An 18032-nucleotide genomic window follows, 5' to 3' on the forward strand; every position below is an offset into this window, starting at 1 on the left:
AAAATGCTACAGCGTCCGTTGCGCGTCCCAAAAGTCGCGCGGTGCGGTAGCGCTTCTATGCGATTCCGCCGCCGCCGTAACCGATAATTGCCTAGGCCACGACTGGATTGGCTATCAGACGCCCAGCGACTTGAGCTTTCGGTGAAGCGCCGAGCGCTCCATGCCGATGAACTCGGCGGTCTTCGAGATGTTGCCGCCAAAACGGTTGATCTGGGCGATCAGATAGTCCTTCTCGAACTGTTCGCGCGCTTCACGCAACGGCAGCGCCATGATGTGCTGATCGGATTGGTTTGGCGTGCGCGGCATGACATCGCCGATCTCGGCAGGCAAGAGGTCGGCGGTGATCGGTGCGTCGATATCGTCGCCGCGCGCCAGGATCATCAACCGCTCGACGTTGTTGCGCAACTGGCGAACGTTGCCTGGCCAGTTGTGCGCCTGAAGCACCGCCAGCGCGTCGTCGCCGATGCGCCGCGGCCGGATGCCGGCCTGGCGAGCGATCTGCTTCATGAAATTGTCGACAAGATAAGGGATGTCCTCACGCCGCTCAGCCAGCCCCGGCACCATGACCGGAACCACCGCCAGGCGGTGATAGAGATCCTCGCGGAAACGACCGTCGGCGATCATCGCCTCCAGGTTCTGCGACGTCGACGAAATGATGCGGACATCGACCTTGACCCGTTTGGTGCCCCCTACCCGCTCGAACTGCTGTTCGACCAGCACACGCAAGATCTTGTTTTGCGTTTCGCGCGGCATGTCGGCCACTTCGTCGATGTAGAGAATGCCGCGATGGGCTTCCTCAAGTGCGCCGACCTTGCGTTCGACACCGTTGGATTCGGTGCCGAACAGCTCGACCTCCATGCGTTCGGGCGTGATGTTGGCGGCGCTCAGCGTGACAAACGGGGCGCCCTTGCGCGCCGACAGCGTGTGGATGGCGCGTGCCGCGAGTTCCTTGCCCGAGCCGGACGGGCCGATGATCATGACGCGGCTGTTGGTCGGCGCGACGCGCTCGATGGTCTGGCGCAACTGGCTCATCGCCGACGACATGCCGATCAGGTCGAAGGTTTCGCCGCTGCGCAGCTTGAGATCCGAAACCTCGCGTCTCAGCTTCGAGGTTTCAATCGCACGTTCGGCGATGAGGATCAGCCTGTCGGCCTTGAACGGCTTTTCGATGAAGTCATAGGCGCCGCGGCGGATGGCCGAGACCGCCGTTTCGATGTTGCCGTGGCCCGAGATCATCACCACCGGCAGGCTCGGGTGCATCGTCTTGATCTCGTCCAGCAGCGCCAGCCCGTCCAGGCGTGAGCCTTGCAGCCAGATGTCGAGGAAAATCAGCCTCGGCGCCCGGTCGGCGATCGCCGCCAGGGCGCTGTCGGCATCGAATGCCGTGCGGGTTTCGTGACCTTCGTCGCTCAGGATACCGGCGACAAGTTCGCGGATGTCTTCCTCGTCATCGACGATGAGAATGTCAGACGCCATTACCGACCTTTTCAGTTTCTCTTTCGGGTTCCGCCCTGCCTTCGCCGCGCGATGGTACAGTGGCGGCGAGCGGCAGGATGATGCTGATCATCGCGCCTCGCCCGTCGTGGAAATCCGCCGGCGCGTCATGCAATTCGAGCCGGCCGCCATGGTCCTCCACTATCTTCTTGACGATAGCGAGGCCGAGCCCGGTGCCCTTTTCGCGTGTCGTCATGTAAGGCTCGAGCAATCGCTGGCGATTCTCGCGCGGCAAGCCCTTGCCGTTGTCGATGACATCGATGCGAATCACACCATTCTGGCGCCCGGCTTGAATCCGGATTATGCCGTGCGAGCGGTCCTTTTGATCAAGTCCGTCAATCGCCTCGGCTGCGTTCTTGATGACATTGCCAAAAGCCTGCGCCATCAGGCGGCTGTCGAAAGTGCCTTTGAGCGGTTCGTTGCCGAATACGCGCTCGAAGGTGATATCGGAGCGGCTAACCTCGACGAGGAACGAGGCTTCGCGCAACGATTCGCGCAAATCGAGGGCCTTCATTTCGGGCTTGGGCATGCGTGCGAAAGCGGAGAACTCGTCGACCATGCGGCCGATGTCTTCCACTTGCCTGATGATCGTATCGGTGCACTGATCGAAAACCTCGCGGTCTTCGGTGATGACCTTGCCGTAGCGGCGCTTGATGCGCTCGGCCGAAAGCTGGATCGGTGTCAGCGGGTTCTTGATCTCGTGGGCGATGCGCCGCGCCACATCCGCCCAGGCCGAGGAACGCTGCGCCTGGACCAGATCGGTGATGTCATCCACCGTCACGACATAGGATTTCTCCTCCGAACCGTCGTCGCCGGCCTCGACCGTGATCTGCACGTTGAACGTGCGCTCCGTACCGGCGCGATAGAAGGTCACCTGCTCGCGATGGACAGGCTTGCCCGACTTGCGGCCGATCTCGAAGACGCGGCCGACATGCGGCAGCACGGCGGAGAGGTTTTGCCCGAGTGCGGCGGTGGCGGATATCGCGAGCATCGTTTCGGCCGACCGGTTGACGATGGTGACGATGCCATACGGATCGACGCCGATCACGCCGGCGGTGACGCCGGCAAGCACGGCTTCCGAAAAACGTCGCCGCTCGTCGATCAAATCCTTGGCGGACAGAATCTCGTTACGCTGCGATTTCAGCTCAAGCAGCATCTTGTTGAAGGTGTCGCCGAGCGAGGCGACGTCGCCGTCGGAGGGCCGAACGGGCACGGCAACGTCGAGATTGCCGGTCGCGACCTCGTCGGCCGCGCCGATGAGCTGGCGGATCGGCCGCACCAGGCGGTCGGCCACGGCGATGCCGGTCCAGATGGCGGACAGGATGATGATCAGCGTCAGCGACAGATAGGGAAGTGCAAAGGCCACCTGCGAGGTGCGGCGATTGTCTTCCAGGCCGCGATATTCGTCGCTGTTGGATCTGACAATCTGCCGCGCCTTGATCACCTCGGGATCGACGAGCCGAATGGTGTAGAGATAGAGCCCTTCGATCTCGCGCAATTTGACGATGGCGCCCATGATGTTGCGCGTCTTTGGCTCGATCAGCACCGGCCTGCCGTCGGCGGCACTGCTCATGGCGCCTTCCGGCGGCTCCGGCATGGCAAAATCGGCGTCGGTCTTGGCGCTCATGACGAACGAACCGTCGAGCCTGATCAGCGCGGCATGGGCCAGCGAGCGTCCGACGGCTTCCTTGTTCATGAGATCGAGGAAGCCGGTTCGATCGAGGCCGTAGAGCGTGCGGGAGGCGTCGAGATCGTAGGCCATCGACAGGGTCGTTCCCTGGAGGTTGCGCGCGTTCTCCTGCACATAGGCATCGGCTATCGACAGCGACGAATTGACGATCGTCTTGGTGCGGATTTCGAACCAGCGATCAAGACCGATATCGAGCGTGATCGAGGCGATGATCGCGACCATGATGGCGGGAATCGCGGCGACCAGCGCGAACATCGCCACGATCCGCACATGCAGCCGCGACGCCGCCTTGCCGCGCCGGCGCGCCATCACGATACGATGTACTTCGCGGCCAACCAGCGCGATCAGGAACAGGATGAACGCCGCATTGACGGCGATAAGCGCCAGCGTCGTCCTCTCGTCCGGCGTGATCGGCGTGGCGCCGACGAGGATGGCGAAGGAGATCGCCGCCGTAGCCAAAGCACCGGCAATTGCCACCACGCCGGGCAGCGCAAGCAGCCGGCGCCCGTCCCGGGTGCCGGGTTCGCTGAAAAGCGTTTCGCTCAGTGTCGGTGCCCGTGGAGCCATGTCGCCGTCTAGAGCCAGTGATTGCGTCGGATGTATGCAACGCATTGTGGCGATTATGCAACAAGTGTGACCTGGACGGAACTGTTTCGGCGATCGATCCCCTGAAAAGGCTTCGCTTATGCCGGCCTGGACGATTTGTAGACGTTGACGCCGAGTTCGCGAATTTTCTTGCGCAGCGTGTTGCGGTTGAGACCCAGGAGTTCCGCAGCCTTGATCTGGTTGCCGCGGGTTGCCGTCATCGACGCGAGCACCAGCGGATATTCGACCTCGGAAAGGATGCGCTGATAGAGGCCGGCGGGCGGTAAGTCGCCGGCGAACGACGCAAAATAGCGCTGCAGAAAATGTTCCACCGCTTGGCCAATGGACAGATCGTCGGGAATAAGATTGCCGCCGCCGGGGACGACCGGCCTCTCGCCGGTCTTCAGTTCCGCTTCGATGACCTCGGCGGAAATCTCGTCCTGCGAATAGAGTGCGGCAAGCCTGCGGACAAGATTTTCGAGCTCGCGCACGTTGCCTGGCCACGGATAGCGCTTCATCAGCTCGATGCCGCCTGTGGAAATGCGCTTGGTCTGCAGGCCTTCGCTAGCGCCGAGCTTGAAGAAGTGCCGGACGAGATCCGGAACGTCCTCGGACCGCTCGCGCAGCGCCGGCAGCCTTAGTGGCACGACATTCAGGCGATAGAACAGATCCTCGCGGAAAAGCCCCTGATTGATCAGCGTGCGCAGATCCTTGTTGGTGGCGGCGACGATGCGCACGTCGGTCTTGATCGGCGTACGCCCGCCGACAGTGGTGTACTCGCCCTGCTGCAGGACACGCAGCAGGCGCGTCTGCGCTTCCATCGGCATGTCGCCGATCTCGTCAAGGAAGAGCGTGCCGCCTTCAGCCTGCTCAAAACGGCCGGTAGAGCGGTTCTGCGCGCCGGTGAAGGCGCCTTTCTCGTGCCCGAACAGTTCCGATTCGATCAGGTCGCGCGGGATCGCCGCCATGTTGATCGCGACGAACGGGCCGCCGCGGCGGCGGCCGTATTCGTGCAGCGCGCGCGCCACCAGTTCCTTGCCGGTGCCCGATTCGCCTGAAATCATCACCGTCAGGTCGGTCTGCATCATGCGCGCCAGCATGCGGTAGATATCTTGCATGGCGGCCGAACGGCCGACCAGCGGCATCGTTTCCGGCGGCTCGTCCGCCCTCGCATCGATCTTCGGCCGTCGGGGCTCGGAAAGCGCCCGGTTGACGATGTTGAGAAGCTCGGTCAGGTCGAACGGTTTCGGCAGATATTCGTACGCGCCGGTTTCGGAGGCGCGAATCGCGGTCATGAACGTGTTCTGGGCACTCATGACGATGACGGGCAGTTCCGGCCGCGCCTTCTTGATGCGCGGCAGCATGTCGAAAGCGTTCTCATCCGGCATGACCACGTCGGTGATGACGAGATCGCCCTCGCCCGCCGCCACCCAACGCCACAGCGTCGAGGCGTTGGACGTCACTCGCACCTCATGGCCGACGCGCGAAAGCGCCTGATTGAGCACCGTACGGATCGCCGCATCGTCGTCGGCGACGAGAATATTGCCGCGAACCGTCATTTGCGGTCTCCTTCGCCATCATCATCTGTGCCGAACGGCGTTTCTTTCCAGGCTGGCATCAGGATGCGGAAGGTGGTTGCGCGCGGCGTCGAATCGCATTCGATGATGCCGCCATGCTCGCCGACGATTTTCGCGACCAGCGCCAGACCAAGCCCCGACCCGTTCGGCTTGGTGGTGATGAAGGGATCAAACAGGATCGGCAGGATATCTTCGGAGACGCCAGAACCGTTGTCGCGCACGCAAAATTCCAGCGGCAGCGACACACGGCCCTGCGATCCCGGAACCGAAACACGGATGCCCGGCCGGAACGCGGTCGACAGGGTGATCTCGCCTTGCGGATCGCCGCCAATGGCCTCGGCGGCATTCTTGACCAGGTTGAGGAACACCTGGATGAGCTGGTCGCGGTTGGCGAAAACCGGAGGCAATGATGGATCATAATCCTCCAATATCTTGATCCGCTTGGCAAAACCGTTCTTGGCAATCGCCTTCACATGGTCGAGCACGACATGGATGTTGACCGGATAACGATCGACGGGCCGCTCGTCGGAAAACACCTCCATGCGATCGACCAGCGAGACGATGCGGTCGGTCTCGTCGGTGATCAGCCGGGTCAGCGCGCGATCCTCGTCGGAAGCCGACAGTTCGAGCAGTTGGGCAGCACCGCGGATGCCGGATAGCGGGTTCTTGATCTCGTGGGCGAGCATCGCGGCAAGGCCGGTCACCGATCGTGCCGCACCGCGATGCGTCATCTGACGATCGATCTTGTCGGCCATCGACCGTTCCTGGAACATCACCACGACGGAGCCCGGGAATTCCGACACCGGCGCGACATAGAGGTCGACGACCTTCTCGATGCCGAGGCGCGGCGATGATACGTCGACCCGATATTCGTTGACGGGCGCGCGGCGCTCGCGCACCTGGTCGACAAGCGTCAGCAACGGGCTGCCGAAGGGAATGAGCTTGGGCAGGGTATTGCGGGCGAGCATGGTCGCGCTCGAGCGGAAGAAATCCTCGGCATCGGCATTGGCGAAGGTGATGAACCCTTCCGCATCGAGCATGATCACCGGGCGGCGGATGGTGTTGAGCACGATGTGGGCGGCGTCCGCCATGCCCATGTTTTGTGCAACCGTGGCATTCATGCTGCGCCCCGCAGGTTCACCGCCTCGGCAGCGCTTGAAAACACCTCACGCAGCGCGGCAATGACGCGGACAGGCTCGAAAGAGGTGAGGATGGCCTTCCGCTGCTCATCGACGACGCCAGCGGCGTGGCGGTCGAGATACCAGCCAAGATGCTTGCGCGCCTGGCGCACGCCGCTTTCGATGCCGTAGAGCGACAGCATGTCCTGGTAGTGAGCAACGACGTAGTCGGCCAACGCTTGCGGGCTTTCCGGCACGCCGGGCGTCGCCTCTTTTGCCGCGGCTGCCGCAATGCTGCTTGCCGTCCAGGGTGCGCCGTAGTGGGCGCGGCCGATCATCACAGCGTCGGCGCCCGACTGGTCGAGGATCATTGCTGCCTCCGCCGGCGAGCCGACATCGCCATTGGCAACGACCGGGATCGAGACAGCCTGCTTAATGCGCGCGATGGCGCGCCAGTCGGCCTTGCCCTGGTAGAACTGGCAGCGCGTGCGGCCATGCACCGTCACCATCTGAACCCCCGCCTGCTCGGCGCGGCGCGCCAGCAGCGGGGCGTTGAGCGCGCTTTCGTCCCAGCCGAGCCGCATCTTGACCGTGACCGGCACCTCGACGGCGCCGACCACCGCCTCGATCAGCGACAAAGCGTGATCGAGATCGCGCATCAGCGCCGAACCGGCATAGCCGCCGGTCACCTTCTTGGCCGGACAGCCCATATTGATGTCGATGATGTCGGCGCCCTCGCCCGCGGCTATACGGGCGCCCTCTGCCATATGCGTGGCCTCACGGCCGGCAAGCTGGACCATGTGCACAGGCAGCCCGGAATGGCGAATGCGCAGGCCGCAACCGGCTCTGCCCCTGGCAAGCTCGCCGCTCGCCACCATCTCGGACACCACCAACCCGGCGCCATGCGCATAGGCACGCTGCCGGAACGGCTCATCTGTTATGCCCGACATGGGCGCGAGAAAAGCGCGATTGCGGATTCTCACACGACCCACGTCCAGCGGTGAAGCCAATTTGGTCAGGTCAAGCATGCACAAAAACCAAGCATTTCTTATAGATGCACATTCTCTAGCCAGAATGGCGGCAATGTGCAACTCGCAATGACGTCACATTAAGGCGCATTTGGGAAAAAGGCTGGCACGCCAAAGCGGCGTGCGTACCTGGGGCGCTTTGGCACTTTTCATCTGCGCATGATCTCTTCCGAAAAGCGATTCCACTTTTCGGGATGATGCGCTAAGCGTCTCGGCATGACAGACGCAAGCGAAAAGCAGGCTTTGGCGGCGGACGACAAGGTTGCCGTCGTTATCGTCGCCGCCGGCCGCGGCGCGCGCGCCGGTCAGGCCGACGGGCCGAAGCAATACCAAAGGATCGGCGGCCGTGCCATCATAGCGCGCACATTGGACGTGTTTCTGGCGCATCCGAGAATCGGTCCTGTCGTTGTCGCCATCCATGCCGACGACAGCGCGCTTTTTCGCAGCGCCGCCGGCGCCAACGCCGATCGGGTGGTCACGGTGACCGGTGGAGCGTCCAGGCAGGACTCCGTCCGACTCGGATTGCTTGCGCTGAGAGGCCATGCGCCGAGCCGGATTCTGGTCCATGATGCCGTCCGCCCGTTCGTCGACGCGGAACTGATAGACCGCACGATCGCCGCCATCGGCGAGCGCCAGGGAGCGCTGCCTACCCTGCCTGTCGCCGATACGCTGAAACGTGAGTCGGCCGCCGGCATGATCGGCGAAACGGTTTCCAGGAACGGGCTTCATGCCGCCCAGACGCCGCAGGGCTTTCCGTTCTGGCCGATCCTGGCTGCCCATGAAAAGGCCCATCATCTGGGCAAGGCGGACTTCACCGACGACGCGGCGATTGCCGAATGGGCGAATATTCCAGTGAAAATCGTCCCGGGCTCGCCGGACAATGTCAAACTCACCTGGGCAAGGGATATCTCGATGGCGGATCAGCGGCTTTCCGGCGAACGGCCGCGTTTTCCGGATATCCGCACCGGCAATGGCTACGACGTCCATGCCTTCGAGCCCGGCGACCATGTCGTCCTGTGCGGCGTCTCCATCCCGCACGACAAGAAACTGTCCGGCCATTCGGATGCCGATGTCGGCCTGCACGCCTTGACGGACGCGCTGCTCGCCACTTGCGGCGCGGGCGACATAGGCACGCATTTCCCGCCATCGGACCCGCAGTGGAAAGGCGTGGCCTCGCGGATCTTCGTCGAGCATGCGGCAGGATTGGTGCGCGCGCGCGGCGGGCGCATCGCCAATGCCGACATCACGCTGATCTGCGAGGCGCCGCGCGTCGGCCCGCATCGTGAAGCGATGACCGAAATCCTTTCGGCAATGCTGGCGATTTCCAGGGACCGCATCTCGATCAAAGCGACAACCAACGAAAAGCTCGGCTTTGTCGGACGCGAGGAAGGCATAGCCGCCATCGCGACCGCCAGCGTCGCGTTTCCAGGCGATGTCCCCGAATGAGCAACAGCGATCTCGCAGATGCCCTGCTTCAAGCCTGCCAACAGCGCGGCATCATGCTGGCGACGGCCGAGAGCTGCACCGGCGGCATGATCATCGCCGCCCTGACCGACATCGCCGGCTCTTCGACGGTGGTCGACCGGGGTTTCATCACCTATTCCAACGAGGCCAAGACTGAGATGCTCGGCGTATCCGCCGCCACGCTCGAGGCGCACGGCGCGGTCTCACGGGAAACGGCGGTCGAGATGGCGGCCGGCGCCTTGGACCATTCGCGCGCCGGGCTAACCCTTGCCGTCACCGGCATTGCCGGTCCGGGCGGCGGCTCGACGGAAAAGCCCGTCGGCCTGGTCTGGTTCGGTATCGCCTTGACCGGCCGGCCGGTCGTCAGTGAATGCCAGTTGTTTGCTGACAAAGGCCGCAATTTCATCCGCCGGGAGACGGTCAAGCATGCGCTTGAACTGGGCTTGCGCGCGCTCGCTGCGGATCAGGCTGCCGGCGTTGCGCCATAGATGACGTCGGCGCGCTTCTCGAACGCCTCGGAGAACATGCGGAAGGCGCGATCGAACATCGCTCCCATCACCGCACCCAGAATACGGCTCTTGAATTCGTAGTCGATGAAGAAGCAGACATTGCAACCGCCGTCGGCCGGCTCGAAACGCCAGGCATTGCTCAGATATTTGAACGGACCGTCGATATATTTGACGTCGATGGCCTTCTCGTCAGGCTTTAGCAGCACCTGCGTGGTGAAAGTCTCGCGGATCGCCTTGTAGCCAATGCTCATGTCGGCGACGAGCAGGGTGCGTCCGTCGCGTTCCTTGCGCGAGCGAACCGTCAGCGCCTCGCAAAGCGGCAGGAATTGCGGATAGGATTCGACATCGGCGACCAGAGCGAACATCTGTTCCGGCGTATGCGTAACGCGGCGATGAGCTTCGAATTGTGGCATGAAACCAGTGTGTTAGGCGGACTTCTTGAGAAACGCTTCCCGCGCCGCGCGCAGCTTGGCGAAATCGTCGCCGGCGTGATGCGACGAACGCGTCAGCGGGCTCGATGCCACCAGCAGGAAGCCCTTGGTCTTGCCGATCGTCTCGAAGGACTTGAACTCCTCCGGCGTGACGAAACGGATCACCGGATGGTGCTTTTTCGAGGGCTGCAGATACTGACCGATGGTCATGAAGTCGACATTGGCCGAACGCAGGTCGTCCATCAATTGCAGGATCTCGTTCCGCTCCTCGCCAAGGCCAACCATGATGCCGGATTTGGTGAAGATCGAGGGATCGAGTTCCTTGACCCGCTGCAGCAGCCTGATCGAATGGAAATAGCGGGCGCCCGGCCGGACTGTCAGATAGTTCGACGGAACGGTCTCCAAATTGTGGTTGAACACATCAGGCTTAGCCGCCACCACGATCTCCAGCGCGCCGTCCTTGCGCAGGAAGTCGGGCGTCAGGATTTCGATCGTCGTCGAAGGCGTTGCCGCCCTGATGGCGCCGATGACCTCGGCAAAGTGCTGAGCTCCGCCATCGGCGAGATCGTCGCGATCGACTGAGGTGATGACGACATGAGTTAGACCCATTTGCTTGACGGCGTGGGCGATGCGCGCCGGTTCATCGGGATCGAGCGCGGTCGGAATGCCGGTGGCGACGTTACAGAAGGCGCAGGCGCGCGTGCAGATCTCGCCCATGATCATGAAGGTGGCGTGCTTCTTCTCCCAGCACTCACCGATATTGGGGCACCCGGCCTCTTCGCACACCGTCACCAGCCTGTGCGACTTCACGATGTCGCGCGTCTCAGCATAGCCTTTCGACATCGGCGCCTTGACGCGGATCCAGTCGGGCTTGCGCAGCACATCCTGGTCAGGCTTGTGCGCCTTTTCAGGATGCCGCAGGCGCGGCGCATTGGCGATCGTGTCGAGGACGGTGACCATCAGAAATCCAGTTCATTCGCGATCGCCTTCCGGCGTTCGCTTTCACAAGTCATCTAGGACTTTTCGCTGCAAAGAAAAAGGCCGCGGCGGCGCATGCCGCCACAGCCGTTTTCGCATGGCAAGAGTTCAGCAACTAACGGCGCACCAGGCGCCCTACCCAGATCAGCAGGCAGGCGCCAATGAAACCGGTGATCAAATAGGCGATCCAGCCGGCGCCGAAGGCGCCGATGTTGAGCGCCTGCAGGATGGCATTCAGCACGATCGCGCCGACGATGCCCAGAACGATGTTCATCAAGACGCCCATGTTGCTTTTCATGAACATCTCGGCAAGCCAGCCCGCCAGCCCGCCGATGATGATGGCTGCGATCCAGCCCACGCCATTCACGTCCATATGCCCTCTCCTCTGGTGACGAATGCATTCGGAAACGAATTACCTTGCCGTTGAGTTCCTTGGCTCTCACGTGCCGGGTCTCACGCGGTCAATTTATCATGCGTTCAGCGCGCGGCCATAGGCGTCGAGCACGCTTTCCTTCATCATCTCCGACAGCGTGGGATGCGGGAAGATCGTGTGCATCAGTTCTTCCTCGGTGGTCTCCAGGTTCATCGCCACGACAAAGCCCTGGATCAGCTCGGTCACTTCGGCGCCGACCATATGCGCGCCGAGCAACTGCCCGGTCTTCCTGTCGAAGATGGTCTTGACGAAACCCTGGTCCTCGCCGAGCGCGATGGCCTTGCCGTTGGCGGCGAACTGAAAGCGGCCGACGCGGATGTCCTTGCCTTCGGCCTTGGCTTTCGCTTCGGTCAACCCGACGGAGGCAACCTGCGGGTTGCAATAGGTGCAGCCCGGAATTTTCAGTTTGTCAGTGGCGTGCACGCCGGGGAGATTGGCGATCTTCTCCACGCAGACCACGCCCTCGTGCTCGGCCTTGTGGGCGAGCAAAGGCGGGCCGGCAACATCGCCGATGGCATAGATGCCGGGCATATTGGTATTGCCGTAGCCGTCGACGACGACGCAGCCGCGCTCGGTCTTCACGCCGAGCGCTTCGAGGCCGAGATTTTCGATATTGCCCTGCACGCCGACGGCCGAGATCATCCGGTCGGCGGTGATCTTCTCGACCTTGCCGTCCTTCATCTCGACATGCGCGGTCACCGAGTTCGCACCTTTTTCGACCTTGGTGACCTTGGCATCGAGGATGATCTTCATGCCTTGCTTCTCGAACTGCTTTTGCGCGAATTTCGAGACTTCTGCGTCCTCGACCGGCATCACCGCCGGCAGCAACTCGACCACCGTCACCTCCGCGCCCATGGTGCGGTAGAATGAGGCGAATTCGATGCCGATTGCGCCCGAACCCATCACCAGCAGCGATTTCGGCATCTCCTTCGGCACCATCGCTTCGAAATAGGTCCAGATCAGCTTGCCGTCGGGCTCGATGCCGGGCAGCGCACGCGGCCTGGCGCCGGTCGCCAGGATGATGTGCTTGGCAGTGTATGTGCCCTCGCCCTTGACGCCCTTGGGCGCCGGCGGCTGTGGCTCCATCGGCTTCTTCGACGATTTCGACACGACGATCTCGCCCGGTCTATCGCCGGAAGCTGCCTTGGACAGCTTGGCTTCGCCCCAGATGACATCGACCTTGTTCTTCTTCATCAGGAAGGCGACGCCGCCGTTCAGCCGCAGCGAGACCTTTCGCGAGCGGTCGACCACGGCAGCGGTATCGACGCTGACCTTGCCGTCGATCTTCAAGCCGTAGTCCTTCAAATGATCCGAATAGTGCATGATCTCGGCCGAACGCAGCAGCGCCTTGGTCGGGATGCAACCCCAATTGAGGCAGATGCCGCCGAGATGCTCGCGCTCGACGATCGCTGTCTTGAATCCGAGTTGGGCGGAACGCACCGCCGTGACGTAGCCGCCGGGGCCGGAGCCGATGATGATGACGTCGTAGTTCTCAGCCACGGATTTCTCCCCTGATTCTCTAGAGTTCCAACATGACGCGCACGATTGGCGCCAATGCCTGCCCGATTTTCCGCGTGTTCTCTGCGTCGAGATGGACGCCGTCGAGTGGCGTGGTCTCGGCCACCGAGCCCGCATCGAAGAAGCCGCAGCCGACCTCGTCGGCAAGGACGGAATATTGTGGCGCCAGCCGCTTCGACGCTTCATCGCCGCCGGCGAACATTTCTTTGAATTCGGCGTTTTCCGTGCGGCTGACGGCGGGCGGTGCGACGATCAGGATCTGCGGCGACGGCCAATCGAACGGGTAGTCGTGACCGCGCACGATGTCGATCAGGCGCTGCATGCCTTGCTTGGCGGCGACCGGATTGCCGTGAATCCACGGCTTCATGTCGTTGGCGCCGAGCATGATGATGACCAGGTCGATCGGCGCATGCGTCATCAGGATCGTCGGCAACACTCTTGCGCCGTTACGGTCGGCGCCGGCCAGATGGTCATCGAAAGCTGTTGTGCGGCCGTTCAAGCCTTCGGCGATGACCTCGACGCTGGCTCCCAACGTCGTCTGCAGCACACTCGGCCAGCGGTCCTTGAGCGGGTGGCGATCCAGACTTGCCGCATCATAGCCCCAGGTCAGCGAATCGCCGTAGCAAAGGACTGTTTTCATGCGTTTGCCCCACTCCGGTCGAAATCCGCCCGCGCGCGCCTCACCCGCCGGCCCACGAACAGCCAATGCACGACGATCGTTGCAACGCTGGAAGGCTGAAGGCAAAAAGGCTGGTGAAGAGTTCCCGCACCGCCTTCTTTCCCCTCTAGACCAGCATGCCCATCGGGTTTTCGATCATGCGCTTGAAGGCGACGAGGAGTTCGGCGCCGAGCGCGCCGTCGACAGCGCGGTGATCGGTCGACAATGTCACCGACATAATGGTGGCGATCTTGATCTCACCGTTCTTGACCACCGCGCGCTCCTCGCCGGCGCCGACCGCCAGGATCGTCGCATGCGGCGGGTTGATGACGGCGGCAAAGTCCTTGATGCCGAACATGCCGAGATTGGACACCGCCGTGGTGCCGCCCTGGTATTCTTCCGGCTTCAGCTTGCGGCTGCGCGCGCGGCTGGCAAGATCCTTCATCTCGTTGGAGATGACCGACAGCGTCTTTTCGTCGGCACGCCGGATGATTGGCGTGATCAGCCCGCCGGGGATCGACACGGCGACACCGACGTCAGCATGCTTGTGCTTGACCATGGCGCTCTCGGTCCATGACGCATTGGCATCCGGCACCGCCATCAGCGCCATTGCCATCGCTTTGATGACCATGTCGTTGACCGACAGCTTGTAGGCCGGCGCCTCACCCTTGTCGGTCTTCTTCACCGGGGCGGCACCGTTGATCTGCGTGCGCAGCGCCAGAAGCGCATCAAGCTCGCAGTCGAGCGTCAGGTAGAAATGCGGGATGGTGGTCGTGGCCTCGACCAGCCGGCGCGCAATGGTCTTGCGCATGTTGTCATGCGGGACAAGCTCGTAAGAGCCGTCGGCAAACAGTTTCAGCACCTGGTCGTCCGACATTGGCTTGGCTGCGGCCGCCGGAGCCGGAGCGCCGGCAGGTGCCGCTTTCGCGGCGGGTGCCGCCTTGGCGCCGCCGCTGGAGATCGCTGCATCGACATCGGCCTTGACCACGCGGCCATGCGGGCCGGAGCCGGTCACCGCGGAGACATCGACACCGGCTTCCCGGGCGATGCGACGGGCCAGCGGCGAGGCGAAGACACGTTCGCCGCTTGCATGGCCATTCGCAATCGGAGCCGCCTGGGGCGCCGGTGCGGCCGCAGGTTTCGGCGCTTCCGGCTTTGGGGTTTCCGCCTTTGGTGCTTCAGTTTTGGGGGCTTCTGTTTTTGGTGCCTCAGCCTTTGCCGGCGCAGCGCCATCACCGCTCTTGGCGGCAGCCGCCGCATCCTCGCCTTCGGCTGCGAGCACGGCGATCAGCGCGTTGACCCTGACGCCTTCGGTGCCGGCCGGAACCACCAGCTTGGCCACCGTGCCCTCATCGACGGCTTCAACTTCCATCGTCGCCTTGTCGGTCTCGATCTCGGCGATCACATCGCCCGGCGAAACCTTGTCGCCCTCCTTGACCAGCCACTTGGCAAGATTGCCCTCTTCCATAGTGGGCGACAGGGCCGGCATGGTGATATTGATCGGCATCTTGTCCTCCCGCCCTGCTCAGCGATATGTGACGGCTTTGACCGCCCCGACGACCTCGCCGACATTGGGCAGCGCCAGCTTTTCGAGGTTTGCCGCGTAGGGCATCGGCACGTCCTTGCCGGCAATGGTGATGACCGGCGCGTCGAGGAAATCAAAGGCGCGCTGCGACACCTGGCTGGCGATGTGGTCGCCGACCGAGCTCTGCGGAAATCCTTCTTCCACCACCACGAGACGATTGGTCTTCTTGACCGAGGCGATGATGGTGTCGAAATCGAGCGGTCGGATGGTCCTGAGGTCGATGATCTCGGCATCGATGCCCATGCCGCGCAATTCGGCCTCGGCCTTCACCGCGTAGGTCATGCCGATGCCGAAGGAGACGATGGTGACATCCTTGCCCGACTTGTGGATGCGCGCCTTGCCGATCGGCAACACGAAATCGTCCATCTTCGGCACATCGAAGGACTGGCCGTAGAGGATTTCGTTCTCGAGGAAGATGACCGGGTTCGGGTCGCGGATCGCGGCCTTCAGCAATCCCTTGGCGTCGGCGGCGGTGTAGGGCATCACCACTTTCAGGCCGGGAATGTGGCTGTACCAGGCGGCATAGCACTGCGAATGCTGGGCAGCGACGCGGGCGGCCGCCCCGTTTGGCCCGCGGAAGACGATCGGCGCGCCCATCTGGCCGCCGGACATGTAGAGCGTCTTGGCGGCGGAGTTGATGATATGGTCGATCGCCTGCATGGCGAAGTTGAAGGTCATGAACTCGACGATCGGCCTCAGGCCGGCCATCGCCGCACCGACTCCGACGCCGGCAAAACCGTGCTCGGTGATCGGTGTGTCGACGACGCGACGCGGCCCGAATTCCTGCAGCAGCCCTTGCGTGATCTTGTAAGCGCCCTGGTACTCGGCGACCTCCTCGCCCATCACGAAGACGTCTCCGTCACGGCGCATTTCCTCGGCCATCGCATCCCGCAGCGCCTCGCGCACCGTGGTCGAGACCATTTCCATGCCGGCCGGGATGTCAGGATCGGCGGCCGCCTTCATCGCAGGGGCAGCGGGAACGGACGCCTTCGGCGCCTCGCCGGCATCCTGCGGCGCGGCCTTCGAGCCTTCCTCGGCTGCGTCGGTGCGCTGCCCGCCGTCTGAAATCGCATCCTGGGTGGAGGCCGGTGCAGCCTTGGCGTCCTTGCCGATATCGGCGGCGCTCTCGCCGTCCTGCAGCAGCACCGCGATCGGCGTGTTGACCTTTACGCCCTCGGTGCCCTCGGCAACCAGGATCCTGCCGAGCGTGCCTTCGTCGACCGCTTCGACTTCCATCGTCGCCTTGTCGGTCTCGATCTCGGCGATGACGTCACCGGCGGCGACCTTGTCGCCCTCGTTCTTCAACCATTTGGAAACATTGCCCTCTTCCATGGTCGGCGAGAGAGCGGGCATGAGAATTTCGATCGGCATGGCCTTGCCCTCTCGTTACAGTACGATATCGGTCCAGAGCTCGGACGGATCCGGCTCTGCGTCGTTCTGGGCAAATTCGGCGGCGTCGGCGACAATGTCGCGGACCTCCTTGTCGAGGGCCTTGAGCTCGTCCTCATCAGCCCACTTCTTGTCGAGCAGGCGCGCCTTGACCTGCTCGATCGGGTCGCGCTCGGAGCGCATCTTCTGCACTTCTTCCTTGGAGCGGTATTTTGCCGGGTCGGACATCGAGTGGCCGCGGTAGCGGTAGGTCTGCATTTCGAGAATCAGCGGCCCCTTGCCGTCACGGCACCATTCGGTGGCGAGATCACCGGCTGCCTTGACCGCGCGGACGTCCATGCCATCGACCTGGATGCCGGGGATCTTGAAGGAGGCGCCGCGGTGCGAAAAATCCGTCTCGGCCGACGAACGCGTTACCGAGGTGCCCATGGCATAGCGGTTGTTCTCGATGATGTAGATCACCGGCAGCTTCCACAGCGAGGCCATGTTGAAGCTCTCATAGACCTGGCCCTGATTGGCGGCGCCGTCGCCGAAATAGGTCAGTGTCACATTGTTATTGCCACGATAGCGATTGGCGAAGGCGAGGCCGGTGCCGAGCGAAACCTGCGCGCCGACAATGCCGTGGCCGCCGTAAAAATGCTTCTCCTTGGAGAACATGTGCATGGAGCCGCCCTTGCCCCTGGACAAGCCGCCGCGGCGCCCGGTCAATTCGGCCATGACGCCGCGCGGCGAAAGTTCCATCGCCAGCATATGACCATGGTCGCGGTAGGCGGTGATCATCTGGTCGCCGTCGATCAGCGCCATCTTCATGCCGGTGACAACTGCTTCCTGGCCGATATAGAGGTGGCAGAAGCCGCCGATGAAGCCCATGCCGTAGAGTTGGCCGGCCTTTTCCTCGAAGCGGCGGATGAGCAGCATGCGCCGGTAGGCGTCAAGCTCCTCATCCTTGGTGAAGTCGACAGGTTTGGGGGCTGAAAGCCCTGCCGATTTGCCGTCGGATCTGGGTTTGGTTTTGGCAGGCGCTTTTCTGGCGGCGGTGGCCATGCATCACTCCCTGTTGGCGTCTCTTGCGGACACTGAGGGAGATCAGTTCTCCCCACCGATTTGGCAAAGGCTAACACGCGAGAAAGCGTTTCGCCATGCTGAAAATGCATGGCTGACATGCGTCTAAGCGATTAAAATCGTTGAAAATATCGGCGATTAACTTGAATTTGGTTATCTTGCCGTGGCCGGTAGCATGATGGTGATTTCATCGGCGTGGGACACATTGAGCGCCTTGCGCGCCTGCTCATCGAGCATGTCCTTCTCCAGCGTGCCTTGGTGCATCAGCTGAACACGCCGCTGCAGATCGAGCCGGCGCGCCTTGACGGCATCGAGCTTACCTTGCAGGTCGACGGCTTCGGCTTCCAACCGGTATTTGGAATAGATGCCGAATTCGCCGTGGTAGGCGTGAAAGCCGAAATAGGCAAGGAACGCCACGCAGAGCGAGGGGATGATCAGCCGACCGGTATTTCTCTGCTTGTGCTGACGTGTCCACATGATCCAAATCCCTTAGAGCGCCGCGCGCCCGCTTGG

General features: G+C 62.6%; 16 protein-coding genes. 2 read left to right on the plus strand and 14 right to left on the minus strand.

Annotated elements, in window-relative coordinates; genetic code table 11:
- Positions 1-114: 114 nt before the first annotated feature.
- From ntrX to dusB, 5 genes are all read right to left on the minus strand, one after another.
- Positions 115-1476, minus strand: a complete 1362-nt coding sequence (ntrX, locus tag NMG70_RS20300) for a nitrogen assimilation response regulator NtrX (protein WP_027153990.1) — start codon at positions 1474-1476, stop codon at positions 115-117.
- Entirely contained in the window at positions 1466-3751 is a 2286-nt protein-coding gene (locus tag NMG70_RS20305; RefSeq protein WP_254026175.1) for a sensor histidine kinase NtrY-like, read from the minus strand. The genes ntrX and NMG70_RS20305 overlap by 11 nt, the downstream gene beginning before the upstream one ends.
- Positions 3752-3867: 116 nt before the next feature.
- Complete coding sequence (ntrC, locus tag NMG70_RS20310) at positions 3868-5328, minus strand: nitrogen regulation protein NR(I) (RefSeq protein WP_254026176.1); 1461 nt, start codon at positions 5326-5328, stop codon at positions 3868-3870.
- A complete protein-coding gene (locus tag NMG70_RS20315; RefSeq protein WP_254026177.1) occupies positions 5325-6467 on the minus strand; it encodes a two-component system sensor histidine kinase NtrB in 1143 nt (380 codons plus the stop codon). Before NMG70_RS20315 ends, ntrC begins: the two co-directional genes overlap by 4 nt.
- A complete protein-coding gene (gene dusB / locus NMG70_RS20320) occupies positions 6464-7492 on the minus strand; it encodes a tRNA dihydrouridine synthase DusB (RefSeq protein ID WP_254026178.1) in 1029 nt (342 codons plus the stop codon). Before dusB ends, NMG70_RS20315 begins: the two co-directional genes overlap by 4 nt.
- A 216-nt stretch (positions 7493-7708) precedes the next feature.
- On the opposite strand from dusB, the gene NMG70_RS20325 reads away from it, so the two are divergent.
- The gene (locus tag NMG70_RS20325) at positions 7709-8938 is read left to right on the plus strand and encodes a bifunctional 2-C-methyl-D-erythritol 4-phosphate cytidylyltransferase/2-C-methyl-D-erythritol 2,4-cyclodiphosphate synthase (RefSeq protein WP_254026179.1); all 1230 of its coding nucleotides are present in this window, start codon (positions 7709-7711) and stop codon (positions 8936-8938) included.
- A complete protein-coding gene (locus NMG70_RS20330; protein ID WP_254026180.1) occupies positions 8935-9444 on the plus strand; it encodes a CinA family protein in 510 nt (169 codons plus the stop codon). The genes NMG70_RS20325 and NMG70_RS20330 overlap by 4 nt, the downstream gene beginning before the upstream one ends.
- On the opposite strand, the gene NMG70_RS20335 is transcribed toward NMG70_RS20330, so the two are convergent.
- The 9 genes from NMG70_RS20335 to NMG70_RS20375 all read right to left on the minus strand — a co-directional run bounded on the left by NMG70_RS20335 (position 9420) and on the right by NMG70_RS20375 (position 17996).
- Positions 9420-9878, minus strand: a complete 459-nt coding sequence (locus NMG70_RS20335) for a type II toxin-antitoxin system RatA family toxin (RefSeq protein WP_254026181.1) — start codon at positions 9876-9878, stop codon at positions 9420-9422. The two genes, NMG70_RS20330 and NMG70_RS20335, sit on opposite strands and share 25 nt — an antisense overlap.
- Positions 9879-9890: 12 nt before the next feature.
- On the minus strand, positions 9891-10856 hold the full coding sequence (gene lipA / locus NMG70_RS20340) for a lipoyl synthase (protein ID WP_254026182.1): 966 nt from the start codon (positions 10854-10856) through the stop codon (positions 9891-9893).
- A gap of 133 nt (positions 10857-10989) precedes the next feature.
- The gene (locus NMG70_RS20345; RefSeq protein WP_254026183.1) at positions 10990-11247 is read right to left on the minus strand and encodes a GlsB/YeaQ/YmgE family stress response membrane protein; all 258 of its coding nucleotides are present in this window, start codon (positions 11245-11247) and stop codon (positions 10990-10992) included.
- Between the two features lie 96 nt (positions 11248-11343).
- The gene (gene lpdA, locus NMG70_RS20350) at positions 11344-12807 is read right to left on the minus strand and encodes a dihydrolipoyl dehydrogenase (protein ID WP_254026184.1); all 1464 of its coding nucleotides are present in this window, start codon (positions 12805-12807) and stop codon (positions 11344-11346) included.
- A 19-nt stretch (positions 12808-12826) separates the two neighbouring features.
- The gene (locus NMG70_RS20355) at positions 12827-13465 is read right to left on the minus strand and encodes an SGNH/GDSL hydrolase family protein (RefSeq protein ID WP_254026185.1); all 639 of its coding nucleotides are present in this window, start codon (positions 13463-13465) and stop codon (positions 12827-12829) included.
- Positions 13466-13610: 145 nt separating this feature from the next.
- Entirely contained in the window at positions 13611-14990 is a 1380-nt protein-coding gene (locus tag NMG70_RS20360; protein WP_254026186.1) for a pyruvate dehydrogenase complex dihydrolipoamide acetyltransferase, read from the minus strand.
- Positions 14991-15008: 18 nt separating this feature from the next.
- The gene (locus NMG70_RS20365) at positions 15009-16439 is read right to left on the minus strand and encodes a pyruvate dehydrogenase complex E1 component subunit beta (RefSeq protein ID WP_254026187.1); all 1431 of its coding nucleotides are present in this window, start codon (positions 16437-16439) and stop codon (positions 15009-15011) included.
- A 15-nt stretch (positions 16440-16454) separates the two neighbouring features.
- Complete coding sequence (gene pdhA / locus NMG70_RS20370; protein ID WP_254026188.1) at positions 16455-17501, minus strand: pyruvate dehydrogenase (acetyl-transferring) E1 component subunit alpha; 1047 nt, start codon at positions 17499-17501, stop codon at positions 16455-16457.
- Between the two features lie 171 nt (positions 17502-17672).
- Positions 17673-17996: an FtsB family cell division protein gene (locus NMG70_RS20375; RefSeq protein WP_128187469.1), complete on the minus strand. Its 324-nt coding sequence runs from the start codon at positions 17994-17996 to the stop codon at positions 17673-17675.
- Positions 17997-18032 lie beyond the last annotated feature (36 nt).

Source organism: Mesorhizobium ventifaucium (assembly GCF_935822925.1).
In the GTDB taxonomy this organism is placed as follows: domain Bacteria; phylum Pseudomonadota; class Alphaproteobacteria; order Rhizobiales; family Rhizobiaceae; genus Mesorhizobium; species Mesorhizobium ventifaucium.